Genomic DNA, 24,001 nt, shown 5'->3' on the forward strand with positions numbered 1-24,001 from the left:
CAATATTGTAAAATAAGAAATACCAAATTTTGGCAAAACAAAAAATCACAACTTTTAATATTTTGTTAGTTAATTTAAATTATAGTTTTTTATTTTTTATAAAAAACTATACATTTGGCGCTTAATAACACTAAACCATAAAACCATGTCTATTTGGAAAAGAAAACCATTAGCTCAACTATTAGCAGAAGCTGCTGATTCTGAAAAAGGATTAAAAAGAACGTTAACCGCTTGGTCCTTAATTGCATTAGGAATTGGAGCTATTATTGGAGCTGGATTGTTTGTAAGAACAGCAACAGCGGCCGCACAAAATGCTGGTCCGTCGGTAACTTTAGCTTTTATAGTAGCCGCCATCGGTTGCGCTTTAGCTGGGCTATGTTACGCTGAACTCTCATCTTCTATTCCTATTTCCGGTAGTGCATATACTTATACTTATGCAACAATGGGTGAGTTTCTTGCTTGGATTATTGGTTGGGATTTAATACTCGAATACGCAGTAGGTGCTGCAACAGTAGGAATTGCATGGAGTGAATACTTAAACAACTTATTGATTAATGTCCTCCACATGAGCCCCATACCCTTTGAATATTCACATTCACCCTTTCAAACTTCTGCAGAAGGTGTACACGGAATAATCAATCTTCCAGCATTGTTTATAGTCGTTGCAATTAGTCTTATATTAATAAAAGGAATTCAAGAATCAGCCTTTATAAATGGAATAATTGTAATTGTAAAAGTTACTATTGTTATATTAATTATTGTATTTGGATGGAATTTTATAAATCCTGCAAATCACGTACCTTATATTCCAGCACCTTCAATTTTCACAGATGAACATGGAGTTGACCATCATTACGGGGGGATTTTAGGGATTTTAGGAGCTGCCGGAACTGTTTTCTTTGCTTTTATTGGATTTGATGCAGTAAGTACAGCTGCTCAAGAAACAATAAATCCTAAAAAGAATATGCCAATTGGTATTTTAGGATCATTGGCTGTTTGTACCGTTTTATACATACTTTTTGGTCATGTATTGACAGGTCTTGAACCAGTAGAATTTTTCAGAACCGATGGTAAAGAAGCGTCAGTTGCCAATGCAATCATAGCTGCTATGGGAGAAAGCTACAACTGGCTAGCACAGTTTGTAACTATTGCCATTTTAGCAGGTTTCTCGTCAGTAATTTTAGTAATGTTGTTAGGACAATCTAGAGTTTTCTATGCAATGGGTAAAGACGGTTTATTACCAAAAGCTTTTAGTGATTTACATCCTAAATACAAAACACCATACAAAGCCAATCTTGCCATTTTAATAATTGTAGGGGCCTTTGCTGCTTTTGTTCCTGGTGACATTGTTGGCGATATGACAAGTATAGGAACTTTATTTGCTTTTTCACTTGTATGTATTTCGGTTATTATTTTAAGAAAAAAAGAACCAAATATGGTAAGAGAATTCAAAACACCATTTGTTCCATTCGTTCCAATATTAGGGGTTATAGTTTGTGTCGCTATGATGTACGGTTTAGGCTGGACTAACTGGTTAAGACTATTTGCTTGGATGGCAATAGGAGTCGTTTTCTATTTTGCTTACGGAAAGAAAAACAGTGTCTTGAACAACACAAAAGAATAAATTTAATTTAAACCAAAAAAAGGGATTTTAAAGTTTAACCACTTTAAAATCCCTTTTTTTATTTTACTTTTTCTACAAATCAAAAACTGAAGTTCTTTTGGCCCGTATCAAATCTTTAAGCCGAATCCAGAAAGCCAATGTAAGGTACACTCCAAACCCTAATCCTGCTGTAACAAACGAAATGTAAATAAAAAAAAGTCGCACACTCGTCACACGCATTCCCAATTTATCGGCTAATCGCGAAGACACATGAAAACCGTATTTTTCTAAAAAAAACTTTAATCTAATTACTGCTCGCATTTTTTTTTGAGTTATGAGTTATGAGTTATGAGTTATGAGCAAAATTACGAAATTTTAGGTTTAACAAATAATCAAATTAAGAGGTCAACATTTTTTCAACAATTCCATTCCGATTGCACATTCTAAGCAACGGCTTTTATTGCAATATTCATTTTTGAGTTGCAATAAAGATTGACTTTCAAATGCATTTTTGGCTTTTATTCCAAATGAATTAAACTTATCAATAATTGAATTCTTCTCTGGATGTATCTCATTCAAAATCATTATTAAGTCCTCAGATATTTCTTTTCCCTGACTTTTTGCATAAGCAAATTGTAGCGGAATAATCGTATTTAAAACAATCAAATCAACAAATGATTTTGATACCGTTTTCTTTTTCTTTGAGCTTTCCTTGTCAAATTGATAATGCGTCAGCCAATAAGGCGCTGCCGAAACCTGAAATACTTCATAAATAGATTCTAGCAAATTTAAAGTAACTGCTTTCGAAAACAAATTATGCTGTTTATGATACAAATTAGCCAACTGCGACAGTCGGATAGTTGGAAAATTATCAGGACGGTGTTTAAAAAACTGAACGGGTTCGATACAACTTTTCCCCATTTGATATTTATGAAGCAAATAAAAATATCTGAATTTTAAGTCCTTGAAGTAGTTGTCTTCTTTTTCGGAATCCAATAATCCCGCTGAACCAAACAACAAAGCTTCCAGATTTTCGACTTCAAAAGATTCTTTTCGTATTACGGAAAAAGGAATAGACTGAGCAATTTTCAAAAATATTTCGCCATTGGTATTCAAACCAAAATTCTTTGCCAACAGGCAGAATAAAACTGCTTCCCAATCATTATTGGTTTGCTCCAGTAATTCAAAAATAGGTTTTGATTTCCTTTCCAAACGCTCAAAAAACAAACGTTCCTGCCAATTGATTAATGTAAATTGCGGAATTGCAGCTAATTGTTTTTCGCAAAAAATCCACGACTTTGGACTTATTAATTTTTTATAATTGGCAATTGTAATTCCATCAACATAATTTTTGAGTTCCAAGACTGGAATCTCGGTATTGTTGCTTCTGTAAATTTCAGAATCATGTTCCCAAACTACATGAAGTATTACATTCTCGTAACCAGCATCTTTCTCATGATGATGCACATACCAATCGGAGGATTTAAGATGCATTTCTACGTTTCCTGCCCACTTTTGATTGCCAATGGTGATTTGGGCATTAAAAAAATCAGGTCCGGCCATTTCTAAATACTGCCCAACATTGGTTATGGTGATTTCCTCCATGTTGGAAGTTTTTATATTTAAAGTGTCAAATTTTTTAAATTTCCAGAGGTAGTGCAGAAAATCTTCTTTCATAATTCCAATTTGTTAGACTCTTATTTTTGTTAGATTTTTAGACTAAAGTACTAAATAAATCAACAACTTGTCTTACAAAATATAAATTATCACAAAATTCTAAACGAGATTGCTTCGTTCCTCGCAATGACAGGGTGCCAAAACTATCTCAACATATACAATTTGGCACAGGCCCTGGCATCAGATAAAGCTTCGTGATGATTGAGCTGAATTTTCATTTCGCGACAGCAATCGCTCAGTTTCGTAGGTTTCAAGCCTTTGGCTTTGTATATTTTTACGGTACATTCCCAACGAGAACCGATATTCAAATCCTCATAATTCAAGCCGTAAAGCGCCATTGATTTAGCCAAAACATTGCGATCGAAACTTTCATTATGGGCAACCACTATCCTGTTTTGAAGTCTTTTTTGAATTTCAGGAAATACCTGCACGAATGTTTTGGCATTTACCGTATCTCTGGGATAAATCCCATGCACTTGTATCGTAAAGGGATTGTATTCGTTATTGGGTGGTTTGATTAAGGTCACAAACTCATCTACAATAATGCCGTTTTCTACGGTAACAATCCCAACAGAACAGGGATGATAAGCGGTTGCGGTTTCAAAATCTATAGCGGTGAAGGTCATGAAAATTAGAATTTAGATTGCAATATAAATTGCAGATTTTATCATTTATATAAAATCTGCAATCCAAAAAGTATTACTTCATCGACCTGATAATATCAGACTTAGTGATAATTTGATGGTTCCCATTTTCAAGTTCTACCAAAACAGCATCATTTTCTTTGGTAAATAATTTAGATACTTCGTCAATCGAGGCGTTCAATTTTACAATAGGAAACGGTTTTCCCATTACTTCTTTAATGGGTTTATCGGCTACGTTTTTGTCGGCTACGTAACTTCTGAACAAATCGGTTTCGTCTACAGAGCCCACAAATCCAGTAATATCGACTACGGGAATTTGCGAAATATTATACTTACGCATGCGATCAATGGCGTGCGAAACCAATTCTTCGGTGCGTACCACAATCAAAGGCTCATTGATATGGTCCCTGATTACATCTTCGGCTTTGGCAACATCGTCTTCCAGGAATCCTCTTTCGCGCATCCAGTCGTCATTAAACATTTTGCCTACATAACGACTTCCAGAATCGTGAAACAACACCACAACTACATCTTCCGGTTTAAAGTGCTCCTTAAGCTGCAACAGTCCTTTTATTGCTGCTCCAGCCGAATTACCAACAAATATACCTTCTTCGAGTGCAATTTTTCGAGTATAGACTGCGGCATCTTTATCGGTTACTTTGGTAAATCCGTCGATTAGAGAAAAGTCAACATTTTTTGGCAAAATATCTTCTCCAATTCCTTCTGTGATGTATGAATAAATTTCATTTTCATCAAAAATACCTGTTTCGTGGTATTTCTTAAAAACCGATCCATAGGTGTCAATTCCCCATATTTTAATGTTTGGATTTTTCTCTTTCAAAAATTTTCCAACACCGGAAATTGTTCCTCCTGTACCTACTCCAACTACAAAATGGGTGATTTTCCCTTCGGTCTGTTTCCAGATTTCAGGGCCTGTTTGCTCGTAATGTGCCAATGAATTGGATAAATTATCGTATTGGTTTACATACCAGGAATTTGGAGTTTCTTCAGCCAATCTTTTGGAAACCGAATAATACGAGCGTGGATCTGTCGGCTCCACATCTGTAGGGCAAACGACCACTTTGGCACCTACGGCACGAAGAATATCCATTTTTTCTTTGGATTGCTTATCCGAGATCACACAAATCAATTTGTATCCTTTGATAATGGCTACGAGTGCCAAACCCATTCCGGTATTTCCAGAAGTCCCTTCAATTATTGTCCCTCCCGGTTGCAAACGTCCATCGGCTTCGGCATCTTCAATCATTTTTACAGCCATACGATCTTTGACCGAATTACCTGGATTGAATGTCTCTACTTTGGCCAAAACCAAGGCATCAACTTCGGCAGTAACTTTATTGAGTTTCACCAATGGAGTATTCCCAATTGTGCCTAATATATTTTCTGAGTATTCCATTTTATATTTTTTTTGGGTAGTTGTTTTTCAAAACTATACCATTCCTATATAGTTTAATTTATTAAACAAAATTAGCTTATTTTTTAAATATCAGCTATTATAATTTAATTCTTTGAGGTCAAATTAATTGAAGAAGTTCCAAACCAATCCGAATCGGATCAAGAAATCACGATAGGGATAATTGGGTGACGAAAAATAATTGTCTTTAGAAAAAAGCGAGTTAAAATGCTCTGCCTTGAAATAAATACGGGTTCTAAGAATTCGTGCATTTACAAAAAAGTCCAGATTGGCATAATTACCAATTTTCGTTTTATTCTGAACAAAAAACTCTCCAACCAATGTGTTGTAATTATCACTATAATAATTTGTGAAATAGTTAAACTCCACACCCGTTTGAAGAAATAATCTTTTTTCGAATAAAGTATCCGAAAAATAAAAGGCATTTCTGGTCACAAAATCAGGCACATTCAAAATCAAGTCAGGCTGATCTACTTTTTGAAACAAAAAAGTATTGTCCAACGCAAATTTCCCCAACACAAACTCTCTGCTTATCTTTAGCGAAGCATAATTAATTACTTTACCATATTGAGCCGGAGCTACTATTTGCATACTGTCTTTTCTTTGCAAAGCATTGGTAACATCTGCAAAATACAAATGATCTTTTACCGAATTAAGCTGCAGCGAAAGGTTGACCCATTGGGTTGTGGCATTCACACTGATTGCATTAATTTTTTCAGTCTGAAAATTATTCGACCAATTGTATTTCAAATAACTGCTTTGAAATAAATTATAATTATTGTTTGGAAGCTTATTCATGTTCTGATATTGAAACGAGATTTGATTGTCGTCGTTAATATCGTATTTTGCAGATGCATCCAAGTTGTATAAATTTTGATCAGTAATAGATTTAGTATACAAAAAAGTACCACTCCATTTGTCTTTTTGATAATTGTATTGTCCACCGACAGTATTTATAACCTGATTTAGCAAATTGGGTATTGTTTCGGAATCCAAATACAAAATCTGATTGTAGTAATAATTAGACTGCAAATCTTCTCCAAAAAACGTAAACTTCCCTAAAGTAGTATTCTCATATACTAATCCGAATTTGTTGTACATTTTATTGTACTTCGTTCTGTCATTAATATTGCTAGTAACGAATGATTCTCCATAACGATACACCAATTTAGTACCTACTGTAGAAGCAATTGTTGCCTGTGTGTAATCAAAATACATGTTTTCATAATTAAACTGCTCGGTGACAAACAGGTTATTTGCACCTTTGGTTTTGTTTATCCTAAAGGTTTGATCCAGGAAAAAACGTTTTCCTTGCAACAAAGAAGTGGCATCTTCAAAATAAACCTGCAATCTTGCACGATTTGAATAAGCAGGATCACCACTCTCAAAATCTTCAACGGTGGTTATTCCCCCATTTTCTTGATTCTCAATTTTCTGAGACGTATAATGCATGTTGGCAATATAACGTCCGCTCTTACTGTTATAACTCGTAGTAAATTTAAAATTTCCCGATTTTGCTTCCTGATTAATATACCTTCCCTGAGAAACCAGTGCTTTGTAAGCAATAGAAAAATTCAATCTTGGAGAAACATTTAGGGTAAAAAACGAATCAGCAGAACGTCCCTGTTGTATCGTTGTTTTAAAATACAATTCGGTAGCAGGTGTAGCCACATTATAATACCTCACTTGATCGGCCAACATATAATCAAATTGTTTTGCCGTAAAACCGAATCCGGGATACGGGTTAAAACCATTTATGCCATATTGCAAGGTATTGTACGTTTGCCCCACATTGGTAAATTCCAAAAGACCAAAATTATCTTTTCTCAAATAATTATGGCTGTATTCTTTCTGAATGGTAAGTGATGTATCAATGTAAGTAGTGTCACGATCCAAAGTAATTACCTGATACATATCGCGAGTAGCTACAGGCTCTTTCTTCTTTTTTATGGAGTCCGAAGAATTGTATTTGCTATTATAATCGATTTCTTTAGCACTATTTACTTGAGAAAATAGGAGAATTGGGAAAGCTAAAAAAAATAACGAAAAGAAAATTCTCATTTGAAAAGGTTATAATTAGGCAATTATTTTACTGATATACCGAGCAAAGGTAAAGGATAAAAACGTATAAATAAAAAAACACCTCAATTTATGGAACAAACAACCAAACAAAATTTAGTTACAAACCACAACTTCACTCTTTCAAATAATTTGGGCGAGCCACCAGTAGGAAAAGGGGCTAACTCACTATGCCGCTTATTCGCCCCTTTCCCTAATGCTGTCGGGCTATACGCGCTACTTTGGTAGCTTGCTACTATACCTCTCGCAATCGCAAGATGTAGAATACAATCTCCACATCATTATTTCCGAAATGAATTTGCTCACAAAAAAGAAAATCAAGAAAAAATCACAATATTTGTCTTTATAAATCAAACAGCATGTTACTCACTAATTTTTCAAATTATATTCTAGAATCAGGCACCGACGAAGCGGGTCGTGGCTGTCTTGCTGGTCCAGTAACCGCCGCCGCCGTAATTCTACCAGTAGATTTTGAAAACAAAATACTAAACGACAGTAAGCAGTTATCTGAAAAAGTTCGAGAAAAGCTCAGACCGATTATAGAAGAACACGCCATTACATTTGCCGTAACCCATTTGCATCCAAATGAAATTGACGAAATAAATATTCTAAATGCTTCGATGAAAGGAATGCAGGAAAGTATTTTGAAATTAACACAAACTCCAGAATTTATCATTGTTGACGGCAATAGAGCATTGTATGCAAAACTAGGCTTGAAAAGCAATTTTGGAAAACAATTCTCTGAAGCCGAGATAGAATTATTGAAATCGATTCCCAATCAAAGCATCATAAAAGGAGATTCAAAATATTTGAGTATTGCTGCGGCTTCGGTTCTGGCAAAAACCTATCGGGATGAATACATGGATAAAATTCACGAAGAATTCCCGATGTACAATTGGAAAAAAAACAAAGGCTACCCCACCAAAGAACACCGCGAAGCCATTCGGAAATACGGTACGACAAAATACCACAGAATGAGTTTCAGGTTATTGCCAGAACAATTGAAATTGGATATTTAGTTCGATTACTGGATTATTAGATTCTCAGGTGTTTCTATACTTCGAACAATTTAATTATCGAATGATTGAGCATTCGAACAATACAGAGAAATGCTTTAAAATTTTTTCTTTGACTTCTCGTTCATCTACCCGATCAACTCCGAGTTCAACATTCAAAGAAGTTACCGCTTTACCGCGAATTCCACACGGAATAATGTTATCAAAATAACCCAAGTCGGCATTGACGTTTAAGGCAAAACCATGCATAGTTACCCAGCGGGATGCACGAACTCCCATAGCACATATTTTTCGAGCGAAAGGCGTTCCTACTCCAAGCCAAACTCCGGTTTCGCCTTCGCTTCGTCCACATTCCAAACCGTATTCCTGCAAAGTCAGAATAATGGCTTCCTCCAGAAAACGCAAGTATTTATGAATATCCGAGAAGAAATTCTCCAAGTCGATAATAGGATAACCCACAATTTGTCCAGGTCCGTGGTACGTAATATCGCCACCTCGATTGATTTTGTAGAAAGTAGCACCTTTGGCTTCAAGCTGTTTTTCGGATAAAAGCAAATTACTCAAATCACCGCTTTTCCCCAACGTATAAACATGTGGATGTTCTACAAACAGAAAATAATTAGGTGTCGCAATAGCAGTTTCTTCTCTCCTATTTTGAATCTTCAAATCCACAATTCCTTTAAACAATTCTTCTTGGTATTCCCAAGTTGCTTTGTAATCTTTATTTCCTAAATCTTGAAGTTGGATGGTTTTGTTCATTTTTTTCTCTGAGATGCTATCCCGATAGCTATCGGGACTAAGATTTATTTTTGCAAATGTACAAATGTTTATGGCATTTTAATCAACTGTTTCGGGCTCCAAAACCACTTCTAGATTTGTGATTTCAGGATTTTGTAAACAATCGGTTAAGAGAAATTGTAATGAAAGTGATTTACCATCCTCACTAATTTTGGCAAGTGGATTGGAAATCGATTGGATTTTTCGAGGAAAGTGGTAGTTCACCACATAATTTTGCACCAATTTGGAGCCTTTGTATTTCGCCTTTATTTCCTCAATTTTATCAAATTGTTTTTTTAGCTCTACTGAATCGATAATCGTTACGGATCTGCTGAAACGATTTCGATTGTAATCATAACTCACTTTATAATAATGCTCTTCGGCACTTAAGGCATAGTTGTTTTTAATGTCATCTAAATAATGATCCGTTTTTGAAAGGTCAACAATATCGCATGCTTTTTGAAAATTTTGAGTATAAGTAGTTCGAAATTCCTTCTCGTAGGAACTTGCTTTTCTATGAACTTTCACATCCGTATATCTCAAAAAAACTTGTTGATCGGCCGCAGCCGTTCTAGAAAACGTTTCTTGATGTTTCTTTATATAATCACCAAAAACATAAGTGGTGTCGCTGTAAATATCTTCTTTTGAATATTCTTCTTTTGCCAATTGCATGTAGCTGTTTTCATCTCGTAAATGGACTACTTCAATATTTCCGCTACCGTCAGGATTGAGATGAAGAGTTTCGGTCACTTGACAACTTACCATTAGGAGAATTAAGAGCAGGAAGAAATATTTTTTCATTTTTAAAGTTTTCTAAGTTTTGAAAAGCTAAGTTACTTAGTTTTCTTACAGCTGTTATTGTTGTTTTTAAATAATTAACAATTTTACATCACAATGCAGCTTTGTCAAAGATCTTATGAAAAACTAAACTTGTAGAATAGCCCCGATAGAAGGGAAAATCCTCTCTCGTTTTTCAACGGGAGAGATTGCAACGGATAGCGGGAGAAATGATCTTGAAAACACGCGAATTTTCTGCTCCAAAAAATCTGAAATCTGCTTTCTAAAATCTGCAATCTATTTGTTATCTTTGCACACTTAAAAAACAGTATATAATGGCCTTATCAGAACAAGAAATCATCCGAAGAGAAAAACTTCAATCTTTACGTAATTTGGGAATCAATCCTTATCCTGCTAATCTTTTTCCTGTAAATCATACTTCAAAACAAATAAAGGAGTCTTTTGTAGAAGGTAAAAAAGTGATTGTTGCCGGGCGTTTGATGAGTGTTAGAGATCAAGGAAAAGCTTGTTTTGCTGAATTGCAAGATAGCGAAGGGCGCATACAATTGTATGTGAATCGCGATGTTTTGTGTTTGGGAGAGGATAAAACATTATACAATCAAGTATTTAAAAAATTGACCGACTTGGGGGATTTTATTGGTATTGAAGGCGAATTGTTTACGACCAAAGTGGGTGCGCAATGTATTCGTGTAGATGGTTTTACATTTTTAAGTAAAACACTTCGTCCGTTGCCTTTGCCAAAAGTAGATGAAGACGGAAAAGTGCACGACGCTTTTAACGATGCTGAATTGCGTTACAGAATGCGTTATGTGGATTTGACTGTGAACCAGAATGTGAAAGAAACGTTTATCAAGAGAACGAAATTGTTTAATGCAATGCGTGGTTTCTTTAACGAAGCGGGATACCTTGAAGTTGAAACTCCCGTTTTGCAATCAATTCCTGGTGGTGCGGCAGCAAGACCTTTTATCACGCACCACAACTCGCTTGACATTCCGCTTTATATGCGTATTGCAAATGAATTGTATTTGAAAAGATTGATTGTTGGTGGTTTTGATGGTGTGTATGAGTTTTCGAAAAATTTCCGTAACGAAGGTATGGACAGAACGCACAACCCGGAATTTACCGCTATGGAAATATATGTAGCCTACAAAGACTACAACTGGATGATGGATTTTACCGAAAACTTGTTGGAACATTGCGCTATTGGTGTAAATGGAACTAGCGAAGCTGTTTTTGGTGAACACAAAATCAACTTCAAAGCGCCTTATGCCCGCGTTACAATGACGGATTCTATCAAACATTTTACTGGTTTTGATATTTCTGGCAAAAGTGAAGCGGAACTTTTTGAGGCTGCAAGAGGTATGGGAATAGACGTGGACAACACGATGGGTAAAGGAAAATTGATTGATGAGATTTTTGGAGCGAAATGTGAAGGGAATTATATTCAGCCAACATTCATTACTGATTATCCAAAGGAAATGTCACCACTTTGTAAAGAACACCGTGACAATCCGGATTTGACAGAACGTTTTGAATTGATGGTTTGTGGTAAAGAAGTAGCAAACGCCTACTCTGAATTGAATGACCCAATTGACCAAAGAGCCCGTTTTGAAGACCAAATGCGTTTGGCTGAAAAAGGAGATGATGAAGCGAATGGAACTATTGATGAGGATTTCTTGAGAGCATTGGAATACGGTATGCCTCCAACTTCCGGTTTAGGAATTGGAATGGATCGTTTGATGATGTTCTTAACAAATAATGCTTCGATTCAAGAAGTGTTGTTTTTCCCGCAGATGCGTCCTGAAACCAAAAAAGCTCAAATTGAATTGACTGATGAAGAGAAATTTATCGTAGATTTATTGAAAGGAAATGAAAATAAAATGGATCTTCAGCAATTAAAAATTACTGCGAATTTAAGTGGTAAAAAATGGGATGCTGCTATGAAAGGTTTGTCTAAAAATGGTTTGACTAAAGTAGCTATTGAAGGAGAATATAAGATTGTGGAATTAATAGAATAAGGTTTATTCTAAAACTATACTGAAAAAGGAGCTTCAAATTTGAAGCTCCTTTTTTTATGTTCTTTGACTTTCTAAAAATAGTACCAACTCATCAACATTTGTATATGGATTTAAATTAAAAACTTCAACACCATAATTATTTCCTACAACAGACAATCTAACATTTTCTGCATTTAATTTAGCAAGGGTCAACTTATCTTTTAATATTGCATAATGTTTAAAGTCATTCTTCTGATAATTTTCCATTCCTGAGCATTTCTTTAATTCTTTTTCCAAAACTTCTTCTGAAGTAAATACCTTAGTCGAATTTTTAAAATGGAACAAATACCAGGACTCAAAACAAATACTCGAAAAAATAACATTTGCATTCTTTTGAGAAGCTAGTTTAAAAACATCTCCTCTTTTTGGAAAATTATCATGGTCAAAAACTACAAATATTTTTTCAAAACCATCTTTCTTTGCATTTTTTAAAACATCAGTCACGTCACCTTTACAATCAATCACATTCACTGCAATAGTTTTAGGCAAACGAAAATCCTCTTTCATTGCATTAAAATAATTCTTCTCGGTCAATCCTTCACACAGAATCAAGACTTTAGATTTAAACGTTCTTGATTTAAAATTATTAGTAGGTCTTTTAGCCATATTTATGAATTTATATAATCAATCAATTCCTGCCTAAAAGTTTCCCTTGCTATATTTGGCACAGCTCCCAATCTACCTTCTAAATACCATTTTTCATAATTTCCTTCTCGAACTCCTTTGATATCTGAGATAGCAAACATTTCTGTCTCTCCTTTTGAATTTTTTTCAACCAAATTAATTTGATCTCTTCTCATATTGTTTTCAGGACTTAATAAAGTAGTATCATGAGTTGCAAATATAAACTGAGCCCCTTTATTGTTTACTCCTGGATCATTAAATAAACTCAAAATATATTGCGCAATTTCAGGATGTAAACTTCTTTCAAATTCATCTACGACAATAGTGCCTCCATGTTTTAAAACCATAAAAATTAAAGGAGAGAATGAGATTGCTCTTTGTGTACCAGAAGATTCATCAGAGAATTCAAATTCAATCTTTTCGTATTGATCATTCAGATGAATGGTTTTAATTACCCCTTCTTTTTCTTCAAAATCAACAACTTGTGTGTCTAATTTTTGTATTAAAGATTTTGATAATCTTAGAATTAAACTTCCGCCATCAAAACCACTGAAAAGATGTTTATTTGCAGCTTTATTAAATCTTTCAGAATGAAAAAGATCAGTAGTGAATACTAGTAAAGCTGAAATGGTCTCATAAACATTTTTAGCAATTTCTACATTTTCTAAGGCAGCTTTACTCAAAAACAATTGATTTTCAGTTGTTCTCTGTTTTATTGTTTCAAAAATACCTTCATATCCATTGCCCTTTTGGAAATCTTGTTTATTTCTTTCAAAAATTTTCGTTTTCAATCCTTTAGGGTAGAAATATAGAGATTCACTAATAACTTCTTTTTGATAAACCTCTATAGAATATGTATGTAGTATATTTTCAATTAAAATATCAATTGAAAAAAATGATGGTTTCAATACGTTTTTTTTAGATAACCTAAATGGATTAAATAATTTTATTGGATCATTGGGCTTATTGTCAGTGGAATTTCTGATAAATTCTTGAAACTCATGTAGAGCCCTGATAATATTACTCTTCCCACTAGCATTTGGTCCATATATAGCAGCAGAAGTCAGTCCGAAATAATCTTTATTTTTAGTCGCATTGGGATTGGTCTTTATGATTCTATTGACTGAATTTTTCAAATCACTAGGTATCATAGATAATTCTAACATTTCATTTATAGAACGAAAATTAGCTATTCTGAAGTTTAACAACATCACTTAAGGGTTTAATTTGTAAATATATTACAAATATATACTTTAATTGGTTTTTAAATCACAAATCAAACATAAAAAAAGGAGCTTCAAATTTGAAACTCCTTTTTTGTGTATTTTTCCGATTCAAACAAATCCTCTATTTAATATCCTTTGAATCAAACTTCACAAATCCGCCACAATTACCATTTCGGTCAATAGATTGCTGAACGATAAGATTTCCAATATCAATCATATTGTTCAGTTCGTATAAATCAGTACAAACAAGATGATTCTGTATTTTTTCGTCAATCTCATTTTGCATGCTTTTGAGTGCTTCTTTGGCTATCAATAAATCGGATTCAAATCGGACGATTCCCGCATTTTGACGCATCAGCAGTTGCAGTTTTGCTTTTGTCTGAGCAACATATTCGGGAGCAATTTTTGTTTTCGATTGGATAGACCATTTGGGGATGGTGATAGCTGTTTTTGGTTCAATAAAAGGATTTTCGGCCAAATAATGATAGATTTTATCCGAGTACACCAAAGCTTCCAATAAGGAGTTTGAAGCTAGTCTATTGGCCCCATGCAATCCTGTTCTGGAACATTCACCACAAGCAAAAAGATTTTCTATTGATGTTTTCCCGTTAATGTCAACTACAATACCGCCACATAAATAATGTTGAGCCGGAACAACAGGAATCCACTCTTTTTCAATATCGATTCCCATTTTTTTACAAAAATTGTAAATCATAGGGAAATGTTTTTTGAATCCTTCTATTTCAAGATGAGTGCAATCCAGAAAAACACATTCATCGCCCGACTTTTTGAGTTCTAAATCGATGCTTTGGGAAACAATATCCCTAGAAGCCAAATCTCCTCTAGAGTCATAATGATGCATGAACAAATCTCCTTTCTTGGTTCTCAATCGAGCGCCAAAACCCCGAACCGCTTCGGATATTAAGAATTTTGAACCTGCAGTATTATCAAACAAAGCAGTTGGATGAAATTGAATAAATTCCATATCCTTTATCATTGCATTGGCACGATACGCCATTGCGATTCCATCACCAGTTGCAATTATAGGATTGGTGGTATGTCCATACAAATGTCCGATTCCTCCAGTTGCCAATAAAGTAAAATCAGAACGATAGGTTATGATTTCGTTCGTCTTTTCGTCAAGAGCATAAGCGCCCAAACAGTTGTTGTTATGGGTTATTAATTCAAGGGCAAAATGATGGTCTAAAACCGCTATGTTTTCTTTTTGTAGTACTTGCTCCAGAATAGCACGCTGAATTTCGTGCCCGGTTTGATCTTTATGATGCACCACCCTATTCTCAGAATGGCCGCCTTCTTTTCCTAAATCAAAAGTACCTTTGGCATTTTTATCAAAAGTAGCGCCCCATTCAATTAATTCTTTCAGGCGTTTTGGCCCTTCGGTTACAACCATTTTTACTACCGTTTCATCACACAATCCATCTCCACAAATAAGAGTATCCTGTATGTGTTTTTGATAGGAGTCTTCGGTTTTATCGGTAACAATAGCGATTCCACCTTGTGCGTATTTGGTATTAGATTCGTCAGCGTTTGCTTTGGTAATAATCGTGATGCTTCTATCCGGAAAACGATCTGCCATTTTTATAGCAAATGTCAGTCCTGCAACACCGGAACCTATAATTAAATAATTGGTTGTAATCATTATTAAGATAATTCGAGCATGCGTTCGATTGGGATTAATGCTTTCTCTCTAATGTCATCCGGGACATTAATTTCCGGAGTTTCATTCAAAAGGCAGTCATATACTTTTTGAAGGGTATTCATTTTCATATAACCACATTCGCTACAAGCACAAGTATTGTCTTCGTTTGATGGTGCTGGAATAAGAATTTTATCTGGAACTTCTTGTTTCATTTTATGCAAAATACCCGCTTCGGTAGCTACAATAAATTTTTTGCTTGGATTGGTTTTTACATAATTTATCATTCCAGCAGTAGAACCTATGTAGTTTGCTGTTTTCAGGATATGGGTTTCAGATTCCGGGTGTGCAATAATCTGGGCATCCGGATTTTTTTTGTATAACGCAATTAATTTATCCAAAGAAAAGGCTTCGTGAACTACACAAGATCCGTCCCAAAGTAGCATTTCTCTGCCAGTTTGTTCCATTACATATTTGCCTAAATTTTTATCGGGTGCAAAAATAATTGGTTTATCTTTTGGAATCGATTCCACAATTTTAACAGCATTGGAAGAAGTAACCACAATATCTGTCAATGCTTTAACTTCGGCAGAACAGTTTACATAAGTGATTACGATATGGTCAGGGTGCGCTTCTGTAAATTCTTTGAATAAAGGAGCCGGACATGATTCTGCCAACGAACAGCCAGCTTTCAAATCGGGTAAAATTACTTTTTTGGTAGGGTTTAATATTTTGGCAGTTTCGGCCATAAAATGCACTCCTGCAAAAAGGATAATATCGGCATCTACTTTCATTGCTTCCTGTGACAATCCCAAACTATCTCCTACATAATCTGCCACATCTTGAATATCGGCTTCCTGATAATAATGCGCTAAGATTACCGCATTTTTCTCCTTTTTCAACTCCAATATTCGTTCTTTAAGACTTTTCATTTTTTTAAAAACTTTAATTGTATTTTCCTAATTGAAGATTAATTCTATGCAAATATAAGGTAAAACTTTGAAGCTACATCGAACTTATAGTTTTAGAAAACTATCAGAAAAGAGCTTTTTGTTAAATAGTTGCGGTTGTAATTTTTAAAACTTGCAAATGTATTCGAATATGATTCTTGTGAGTATGACATTTATCAGCTTTTTAAAGAAGAACATTCATAACCTTTGTAAAATCATTTAATAAACCAATAACACGCATGACAACAAAAAAACCATTGCATACTTTCCATATCCCTGTAATGGGATTGGCCTATACAATTGACAGTCCTATACGAGTGGCACAATACGGAATTTCTTCTGTAGTTTCAATTATTGATGATGATTTGATTGAAAGAATGAATGCTTTTTATAGCGAAAAATTCAAAATGCCTTACCAGGAAATCACTCAAAAAATGCATGATTATCGTGCCGAAAGAGTCACTTCCTATTTGAATTTAATGGACACGATTGTCAAAGAAAAATTTGAAAAATTCAAAGTTGAATTAACCGAAAGCAAACAAGCTTTAGAGAATTATATTGCAATGTTACCCAACAAATCTGAGATTAAAAAAGGGCTGCAAGATTTAATCGACGATGGAATTGCTTTTAAGGAAAACATCAAAAATTACCTTGAAAACAATCTTTCTCCTGGGGAAATAGATGTCAATATTATGACAAAGGTTGACAAAGACAACTTTAACAAAAATGAACAATTACCAGTTGAATTTAATGACGCACATGCTTCACTTCGTGGTTTTGCAAATAGCAATTTATCCTCTTCTGTAGTACTTTCTGCGGGTATGAATCCTAGATTATACGCCTATTTTGAAAACTTTCCTGTTTTTTATCCAGATGCAAATAATCAATTGCAAAAGAAAATTATCTTAAAAGTAAGTGATTTTCGTTCGGCGATGATTCAAGGGAATTTCTTAGCCAAAAAAGGGCTTTGGGTATCAGAATATAGAATCGAATCCGGTTTAAACTGCGGCGGCCATGCCTTTGCTACCGACGGATTTCTGTTGGGCCCGATTCTCGAAGAATTCAAGCAAAAGAAAGAACAATTAATACAATCGGCACATGAGTTGATGGTAAAAGCTTTGGATTTAAAAGGAATGCATGCACCAGAAAATCCATTAGAATTAAAAATCACAGTGCAAGGAGGAGTTGGAACCGCCGAAGAACATGAGTTTTTATTAGATCAGTATCAGGTTGATTCTGTAGGCTGGGGTTCTCCATTTTTGTTGGTTCCAGAAGCAACTTCTGTAGATCCTGCCACCAGAATTCTTTTGGAAAAAGCCAAAGAAGATGATTTTTATTTAAGCCATATTTCACCTCTTGGTATCCCGTTCAATGCGGTAAAAGGAACTACGAATGAATATTTTAAACAAAAACGCATTCACGACGAAAAATCCGGAAGTTCGTGTCCGAAAAAATTCTTGGCCTTAAGCAAAGAATATGGTCCTAAAGGAATGTGTCCGGCTTCCAAAAAATACCAAGATTTAAAGTTAGATGAACTGGATGCTGCAAAAGATTCATTAACCTCATCAGAGTTTAATAAAAAGAAAAATAGCATTACAGAAAAATCATGTCTTTGCGTAGGTTTGGCAAATGCCTCTTATCTTGAAAATCACATCAAAATAACGGGACAATCACAAGGAGTCGTTATTTGTCCTGGCCCCAATTTGGCTTATTTTGACAAAGAAGTTTCGCTGCTGGATATGGTGAAACACATTTATGGAAATGCTTCTGTATTAGGAACTACCGATCGTCCAAATGTAATTATCAACGAATTGAAAATGTACATGGACTATTTGAAAAATGAAATCAATGAATTTTCAGAACAAATAACAGCACCTCAAGTAAAAAAATTGAAAGCTTTTAAAAGTAATTTAAATGAAGGAATTGAATATTATCAGTCCTTACTTGCTTCCAATACTTGGTTTGAGAAAAGCAAACAAACCATCGAAAATCAATTGCAACAATACAAAAAAGAACTGTTTGACCTTTGTATACCTGAATTAATAATAGTTTAAAAACAAAAAAGGCTTGACGTAAATCAAGCCTTTTTTTATTTACTAAGTGTTCTTTCTTTAGTTTAAATACCATTCAACAATAACGACCCCAAGAGAAGCAATTGCGATTATTAAAATCCAAAAAATAAAATGAGTCAATAGTGTCAAGAAAAATGTTTTTGTTTTTGACAACTGATTGAAAAATTGCTCGTTGGTCCAAAAATATAAGACAAAATCAATAATAAGAAGAATTTTGCTCAAAATTTCAACAGTTGGAGTTCCGCTATAATGATACAAAAGTGGAAGAAACAAAATGGAAACATATAATTTTTGAGCCGCTTTGTAAGTGTTGAGCACAAAATATTCTATAAAATTATACCCTTGATTTCTAAAGCAAATTGCTGTACCAACAGTATGTAAAGGAATGCTCAATAAGTTAATCCAAGCAAAATGAGAAAACAACCACTCTCTAAATTGTTCCATATCAATATGAGAATCTGGAATTACAGTTTCGTTTGTTTTTGCAAATAAATCAATATGAAGTATATGGATTGAAGCAATATAAGTCGTTGCCAAAACCATTATCAAAGAAATTGGCTTGAAATGTTTTATTCTTTTTCCCTCTATAAATTCCCGAATCGAATGGCCTGGTCTTGTGAATAATTCTTTGGCCGTATAAAATATTCCACTGTCAAAATGTAATAATCCATGTTGAATGTCATGCCATAAATAATGTAAATTGAGTTTGTGAGTCTCTGCGGTCTGCCCGCAATTACTACAATAATGCCCTTTGAAAGTTTGATGGCAGTTTTTACAAGTGATATTCATTTTTCTTGCTGATTATTAGTCTTTATAAAAAATAGAACAAAAATATTTTTTACGTAAATATAGCAGATTAATTAAAAAATTGAAACTAACATCCGAATAAATAATTGTGAATTAATCTTTAAACAATGTTTCCCCTTTGACCAACCAAGCAAAACCAAAACTTTCAATAGCAAGTGTCTCCATCCAAAAAGTCAACGGATATGTTTTAAAATAACTTGCTGGAATTATTTTAAGAGAACCGGCAAATAATATCAAAATGGCCAAAAACATTACTACACCACAAGTTCTATAAATTCGATTTCGAATGGTTTTTTGGATTCCTCTTTTACTTGGAGTTTTGTTTGACTTTGTAAACAAAAAAAAGGACATATAGGAAAGACAAATGAAGAATAATGCAGCAGAAATGTAATGAAAATACATTCTAAAATCGCTCGCAGGTAAAATCGTTACAGCGTATTTTTTGGTAGGATCACCACATATTTCAATGATATTACTTGTTGGGAATAAAACAACCAAGAGCGCAAAAACTCCTGCAAATAAAGAAATATAGAAATCAATAGGATTTTTGCCCTTGTAAACAATCAAGAAAAAGGCCAATAAGCTCAAAATAATTACAAATATTCCACTCACTCGGGTGTAATAATAATGACTAATGGACTCCAAAGGAGAACTTAATCCATTGTCAAGATATAAAAACAAAAACAGCAGCAATGGCATTACCATTCCCAGAACACCAATAATCTTTCGGAGTGTAAGACTATTGGTAAGCCAAATACTATTTTCTTCTTTGTAATCTACTTTTAAAAAAGTATTTAAATTGGATTCCTTAGATTTAGTCATGACAATTTAAGTTTTAAATTCAATCACTTAAAAAATACCATGTAAATATAAGATTACTTTTTATTAATATCTCAAAAAAGTATCTCCAGATTTAATTCCAAGAGCCAACTCTTCTAGATTCGTATTTTCGAGCATGAAAGCCAATTCGTTTCGGATGGCTTTGAATTTTTCGTGCATCGGACAAGGATGTCCTTCGGTACATTGACTGAGTCCCAAACCACAACCAGTAAAAACGCGGTCACCTTCCAAGGCATTTACTATTTGGGCCAATTTGATGTCTTTCATTATTTCCCGAGGTATTTCAAAACCTCCGCCAACACCTTTTACGGAATGTATAATGTTGTCTTTGGATAATATTTGAAGAATTTTTGCTGTAAAAGCTTCAGGGGAATCAATTTTTTTGGCAATGTCTTTGAGCCCAACTCTATTGTTTTGATAAGATTGGGAAGCTATGAAAATTGTAGCTCGAATGCCGTATTCGCAGGTTTTAGAAAACATAATCGGTTTTTTACAAATTTAAGAAATAAGTTTCATTTTTGAAAGTAAATACTAGAGTTTTGAACGCTTAAACGTTACAATTCGGTTAATAAAATTAAGTTTCTGTTACAAAATAAAAAGCCTAAAAGACAAACAGTTTCCTTCGACTGATTATCCTCTAAAATGCACTTTAATTTTTTCTGTCGAAAGATTTTCATTTTCCAATTCCTTGAATGAATGTCCTAATTTTTCAATCGTTGAAACCTCATTCATAAAATGCTGAATGTAATAGTTTCCAGTATAACCAATTGCTTCTAAATAGAAAATCATCTCCTGAATGTCCTTTTTCTTTAATAATTCAGAATGCACTGTTGTGCGTACTTCAAACGGTATTCTGCTTTGAAGCAATAAAAGCAATGACTTTTCGAAGGGAATAAAAAGTTTGGACTGTGTTATCTTTTCAAAACTAGCAGGCATTGCCTTAAAATCGAGCGCCACATAATTGATGAGCTCTTTTTCTATGAGTTCTTTTAGGACTTCAGGTTGTGAACCATTGGTGTCTATTTTGACCAAGAATCCCATTTTTTTGACTTCGGCGATAAATGAAATGCACTTTTTATGCAACAAACATTCGCCTCCGCTAAAAACAACAGCATCCAAAAGATTGATTCTGGATTTTAAAAAAGATATTATTTTTTCGAATGAAATTATTCCTTTACCCAAAACAATTTCGGGATTATAACAATAAAGACAACGCATATTACAGCCTGCAAACCAAAGTATGCAAGCTGATTTATGAGGGTAATCCAATAACGTAAAAGGAGTTAAGCTATAAATAGGTTTAGCAACACTTTCCTTCTGTAAAATGTGTTCGTTGTTTGTGTTCACCTTTTTTTCCTATGTTAAAACTTTCTACGGGTCTATGATAGCCCATAACTCGTGTGTACACTAAGCACTTGGTGCGTAATTCTTGATTTTGATCTAAAATCTCTTTGGTTGTTATTTTCATGTCTTTATTGTTTAATAGTTAGGTTATAAAATTTAACCGCAATCCCGATAATTATCGGGACGCAAAGGATGCACAATGTCCGCAAAGCTTAGGGAACTTAGCGTAATTTATTGCGAACCTTGCGGTTGAATTCTCTTCTAAATTTCAATGAACTTAGCTTTTTCTTCAATTATAATTTCATCACATTTCGGACAATATTCGTGTTCTCCATTCAAGTAACCGTGTATTGGGCATACGCTGAACACCGGCGTTACAGTGATATAAGGCAATCTAAAATTGGAAATCACTTTTTTTACAAACTGCTTACAGGCTTCTGGTGAACTTATTTTTTCGCTCATGTACAAGTGCAAAACCGTTCCGCCAGTGTATTTGCATTGCAATTGATCTTGCAACAACAAAGCTTCATAAGGATCCTCTGTATAATCTACTGGAATTTGAGAACTATTGGTATAATAAATATTCTGATTTTGTCCGGCTTGAATAATATCGTCAAAACGTTTTTTGTCTTCTTTGGCAAAACGATAAGTTGTCCCTTCAGCAGGAGTAGCTTCCAAATTGTAAAGATTCCCAGTTTCTTCCTGAAACTCTCTCATTCTGTTTCGAATGTGATCTAGAATTCCAGAAGCAAATTCAATACCCTCTTCAGAAGTAATTGTGTCTTGATTGTTGGAGAAATTCTGAATCATTTCATTCATTCCATTTACACCAATAGTCGAAAAATGATTTCTGAAATGTTGCAAATAACGTTTGGTATAAGGATATAATCCGCGATCATACATTTCCTGAATAAACACTCTTTTTTTCTCCAAAGTCGATTTGGCAATATATAAAAGCTGATCCAGTTGGGTATATAATTTATCTTTATTCCCTTTGTTTAAGTATCCCAAACGGGCCATGTTTATAGTCACCACGCCAATACTTCCGGTCATTTCTGCACTTCCAAAAAGTCCGTTCCCGCGTTTTAACAATTCACGCAAGTCAAGTTGCAAACGACAACACATACTGCGAACGGCATTCGGTTTGTAGGCATTCTCATTTTCAATTTGATTGCCATTTTCATCCAAAATATACTGACTTCCTATAAAATTCTGAAAATACGAAGAACCGATTTTTGCTGTGTTTTCAAAAAGCAAATCGGTATTTTCACCATCCCAATCAAAAGCTTCGGTAATGTTTACTGTCGGAATCGGGAATGTAAATGGTTGACCATTGGCGTCGCCTTCGGTCATTACAGTATAATACGCTTTGTTTATGAGGTTCATTTCTTTCTGGAAATGCTCATAGCGCAAATCGGTTACTTTGGTTACTCCTCTTTTTCTGGCTCTAATTAATAAATTAGATGTAATGTTATTTTCAAAAATATGGTAGTCATTTTTGGTTGGAATCTGAGTCTTTAGATCATCGGGAACAATCCAGTCCAAAGTAATATTCGTAAAAGGAGATTGTCCCCAGCGCGCCGGCACATTCAAGTTATAAACAAAACCTCTTACTGCCTTCAAAACATCATCAAAACCTAGATTATCTTTAAAAACATAAGGAGCAAGATAGGTATCAAACGAACTGAAAGCCTGTGCTCCTGCCCATTCGCTTTGAAGAATTCCCATAAAATTGGCCATTTGTCCCAGCGCCTCCCTAAAATGAGAAGGTGGTTTGCTCTCCACACGACCTCTAACGCCATTAAAACCTTCGTTAAGCAATACACGCAAGCTCCAACCTGCACAATATCCTGTAAGGCAATCCAAATCATGAATGTGAATATCTCCGTTGCGGTGTGCATAACCTTCTTCTTTGGTATAGACTTTATCCAACCAGTAATTGGCAATGATTTTTCCCGCCACATTATTTACCAATCCTGCATTAGAATACGAAGTATTGGCATTGGCATTGATGCGCCAATCGGTTTGCTCTATGTATTCTTCGATAGTTTGTGTACTGTCAACATAAGTAGTATCATCGTTTAATCCGTTGATATGCTCTCGCTGCAATTTTCTGGTGTGGCGAAACAACATAAAGGAGCGCATCACATCAAAATATTTTTTCTCAAACAATTTTTTCTCAATTAAGTCCTGAATTTCTTCAACGGCCCATACCTCTTTGCTCTCAAGTTGAATAATTATATTTTCAAAAACACTTTCGTCAACAACTACGGAGACACTCTTGAAACTCTTTTCAATAGCATCTTTTATTTTAAAACTTTCAAATGGCTTGTATTTTCCATTTCTTTTGATGACGTAATTTTCCATAGTTGTTAATTTTTAGTGTTTGACATTG

Annotated in this window: 21 protein-coding genes; 4 read left to right on the forward strand and 17 right to left on the reverse strand. The window is 34.5% G+C overall.

The features are described from left to right. The first annotated feature begins 145 nt into the window (after positions 1-145). Positions 146-1,624, forward strand: a complete 1,479-nt coding sequence (locus OLM57_RS00410) for an amino acid permease (protein ID WP_264565268.1) — start codon at positions 146-148, stop codon at positions 1,622-1,624. 72 nt (positions 1,625-1,696) lie between these two features. Here OLM57_RS00410 and OLM57_RS00415 read toward each other — a convergent pair whose 3' ends face one another. The 5 genes from OLM57_RS00415 to OLM57_RS00435 form a co-directional block, all read right to left on the reverse strand. Continuing rightward, positions 1,697-1,924 (reverse strand): PspC domain-containing protein, encoded by a 228-nt coding sequence (locus tag OLM57_RS00415; RefSeq protein ID WP_264565269.1) that lies wholly within the window; start codon positions 1,922-1,924, stop codon positions 1,697-1,699. Positions 1,925-2,008: 84 nt separating this feature from the next. After that, entirely contained in the window at positions 2,009-3,280 is a 1,272-nt protein-coding gene (locus OLM57_RS00420; protein WP_264565270.1) for a DUF2851 family protein, read from the reverse strand. A 143-nt stretch (positions 3,281-3,423) separates the two neighbouring features. Further along, a complete protein-coding gene (locus OLM57_RS00425) occupies positions 3,424-3,906 on the reverse strand; it encodes a 3'-5' exonuclease (protein ID WP_264565271.1) in 483 nt (160 codons plus the stop codon). A 73-nt stretch (positions 3,907-3,979) separates the two neighbouring features. Continuing rightward, the gene (locus OLM57_RS00430) at positions 3,980-5,341 is read right to left on the reverse strand and encodes a pyridoxal-phosphate dependent enzyme (RefSeq protein WP_264565272.1); all 1,362 of its coding nucleotides are present in this window, start codon (positions 5,339-5,341) and stop codon (positions 3,980-3,982) included. A gap of 123 nt (positions 5,342-5,464) precedes the next feature. After that, a complete protein-coding gene (locus tag OLM57_RS00435; protein ID WP_264565273.1) occupies positions 5,465-7,420 on the reverse strand; it encodes a putative porin in 1,956 nt (651 codons plus the stop codon). 377 nt (positions 7,421-7,797) lie between these two features. Between OLM57_RS00435 and OLM57_RS00440 the strand changes: the two genes are divergently transcribed. Continuing rightward, on the forward strand, positions 7,798-8,457 hold the full coding sequence (locus tag OLM57_RS00440) for a ribonuclease HII (protein ID WP_264565274.1): 660 nt from the start codon (positions 7,798-7,800) through the stop codon (positions 8,455-8,457). 54 nt (positions 8,458-8,511) lie between these two features. Here OLM57_RS00440 and lipB read toward each other — a convergent pair whose 3' ends face one another. Then, the gene (gene lipB / locus OLM57_RS00445) at positions 8,512-9,213 is read right to left on the reverse strand and encodes a lipoyl(octanoyl) transferase LipB (protein ID WP_264565275.1); all 702 of its coding nucleotides are present in this window, start codon (positions 9,211-9,213) and stop codon (positions 8,512-8,514) included. Between the two features lie 78 nt (positions 9,214-9,291). Then, positions 9,292-10,032, reverse strand: coding sequence for a hypothetical protein (locus OLM57_RS00450; protein WP_264565276.1), 741 nt, complete (start codon positions 10,030-10,032; stop codon positions 9,292-9,294). Between the two features lie 311 nt (positions 10,033-10,343). Between OLM57_RS00450 and lysS the strand changes: the two genes are divergently transcribed. Beyond that, positions 10,344-12,047 (forward strand): lysine--tRNA ligase, encoded by a 1,704-nt coding sequence (gene lysS / locus OLM57_RS00455; protein WP_264565277.1) that lies wholly within the window; start codon positions 10,344-10,346, stop codon positions 12,045-12,047. Positions 12,048-12,101: 54 nt separating this feature from the next. Here lysS and OLM57_RS00460 read toward each other — a convergent pair whose 3' ends face one another. The 4 genes from OLM57_RS00460 to nadA form a co-directional block, all read right to left on the reverse strand. Continuing rightward, positions 12,102-12,692 (reverse strand): RloB family protein, encoded by a 591-nt coding sequence (locus OLM57_RS00460; RefSeq protein WP_264565278.1) that lies wholly within the window; start codon positions 12,690-12,692, stop codon positions 12,102-12,104. Positions 12,693-12,694: 2 nt separating this feature from the next. After that, positions 12,695-13,876: an AAA family ATPase gene (locus OLM57_RS00465; protein WP_264565279.1), complete on the reverse strand. Its 1,182-nt coding sequence runs from the start codon at positions 13,874-13,876 to the stop codon at positions 12,695-12,697. A gap of 181 nt (positions 13,877-14,057) precedes the next feature. Beyond that, complete coding sequence (gene nadB / locus OLM57_RS00470) at positions 14,058-15,596, reverse strand: L-aspartate oxidase (RefSeq protein WP_264565280.1); 1,539 nt, start codon at positions 15,594-15,596, stop codon at positions 14,058-14,060. Positions 15,597-15,598: 2 nt separating this feature from the next. Then, the gene (gene nadA / locus OLM57_RS00475; RefSeq protein WP_264565281.1) at positions 15,599-16,525 is read right to left on the reverse strand and encodes a quinolinate synthase NadA; all 927 of its coding nucleotides are present in this window, start codon (positions 16,523-16,525) and stop codon (positions 15,599-15,601) included. Between the two features lie 257 nt (positions 16,526-16,782). On the opposite strand from nadA, the gene OLM57_RS00480 reads away from it, so the two are divergent. Continuing rightward, complete coding sequence (locus tag OLM57_RS00480; RefSeq protein WP_264565282.1) at positions 16,783-18,597, forward strand: hypothetical protein; 1,815 nt, start codon at positions 16,783-16,785, stop codon at positions 18,595-18,597. 57 nt (positions 18,598-18,654) lie between these two features. Here the strand turns inward: OLM57_RS00480 and OLM57_RS00485 are convergent, their stop codons facing one another. The 6 genes from OLM57_RS00485 to OLM57_RS00510 form a co-directional block, all read right to left on the reverse strand. Continuing rightward, the gene (locus OLM57_RS00485) at positions 18,655-19,404 is read right to left on the reverse strand and encodes a DUF3667 domain-containing protein (protein WP_264565283.1); all 750 of its coding nucleotides are present in this window, start codon (positions 19,402-19,404) and stop codon (positions 18,655-18,657) included. A 111-nt stretch (positions 19,405-19,515) separates the two neighbouring features. Further along, the gene (locus OLM57_RS00490) at positions 19,516-20,244 is read right to left on the reverse strand and encodes a hypothetical protein (protein WP_264565284.1); all 729 of its coding nucleotides are present in this window, start codon (positions 20,242-20,244) and stop codon (positions 19,516-19,518) included. 63 nt (positions 20,245-20,307) lie between these two features. Next, a complete protein-coding gene (locus OLM57_RS00495; protein ID WP_264565285.1) occupies positions 20,308-20,742 on the reverse strand; it encodes an RrF2 family transcriptional regulator in 435 nt (144 codons plus the stop codon). A 150-nt stretch (positions 20,743-20,892) separates the two neighbouring features. Continuing rightward, on the reverse strand, positions 20,893-21,609 hold the full coding sequence (locus OLM57_RS00500; protein WP_319800262.1) for an anaerobic ribonucleoside-triphosphate reductase activating protein: 717 nt from the start codon (positions 21,607-21,609) through the stop codon (positions 20,893-20,895). Continuing rightward, entirely contained in the window at positions 21,563-21,730 is a 168-nt protein-coding gene (nrdD, locus tag OLM57_RS18675) for an anaerobic ribonucleoside-triphosphate reductase (RefSeq protein ID WP_319800263.1), read from the reverse strand. The genes OLM57_RS00500 and nrdD overlap by 47 nt, the downstream gene beginning before the upstream one ends. A 137-nt stretch (positions 21,731-21,867) precedes the next feature. Beyond that, entirely contained in the window at positions 21,868-23,973 is a 2,106-nt protein-coding gene (locus OLM57_RS00510) for a ribonucleoside triphosphate reductase (protein WP_264565286.1), read from the reverse strand. Between the last annotated feature and the right edge of the window lie 28 nt (positions 23,974-24,001).

This window comes from Flavobacterium sp. N3904 (assembly GCF_025947305.1).
GTDB lineage: Bacteria > Bacteroidota > Bacteroidia > Flavobacteriales > Flavobacteriaceae > Flavobacterium.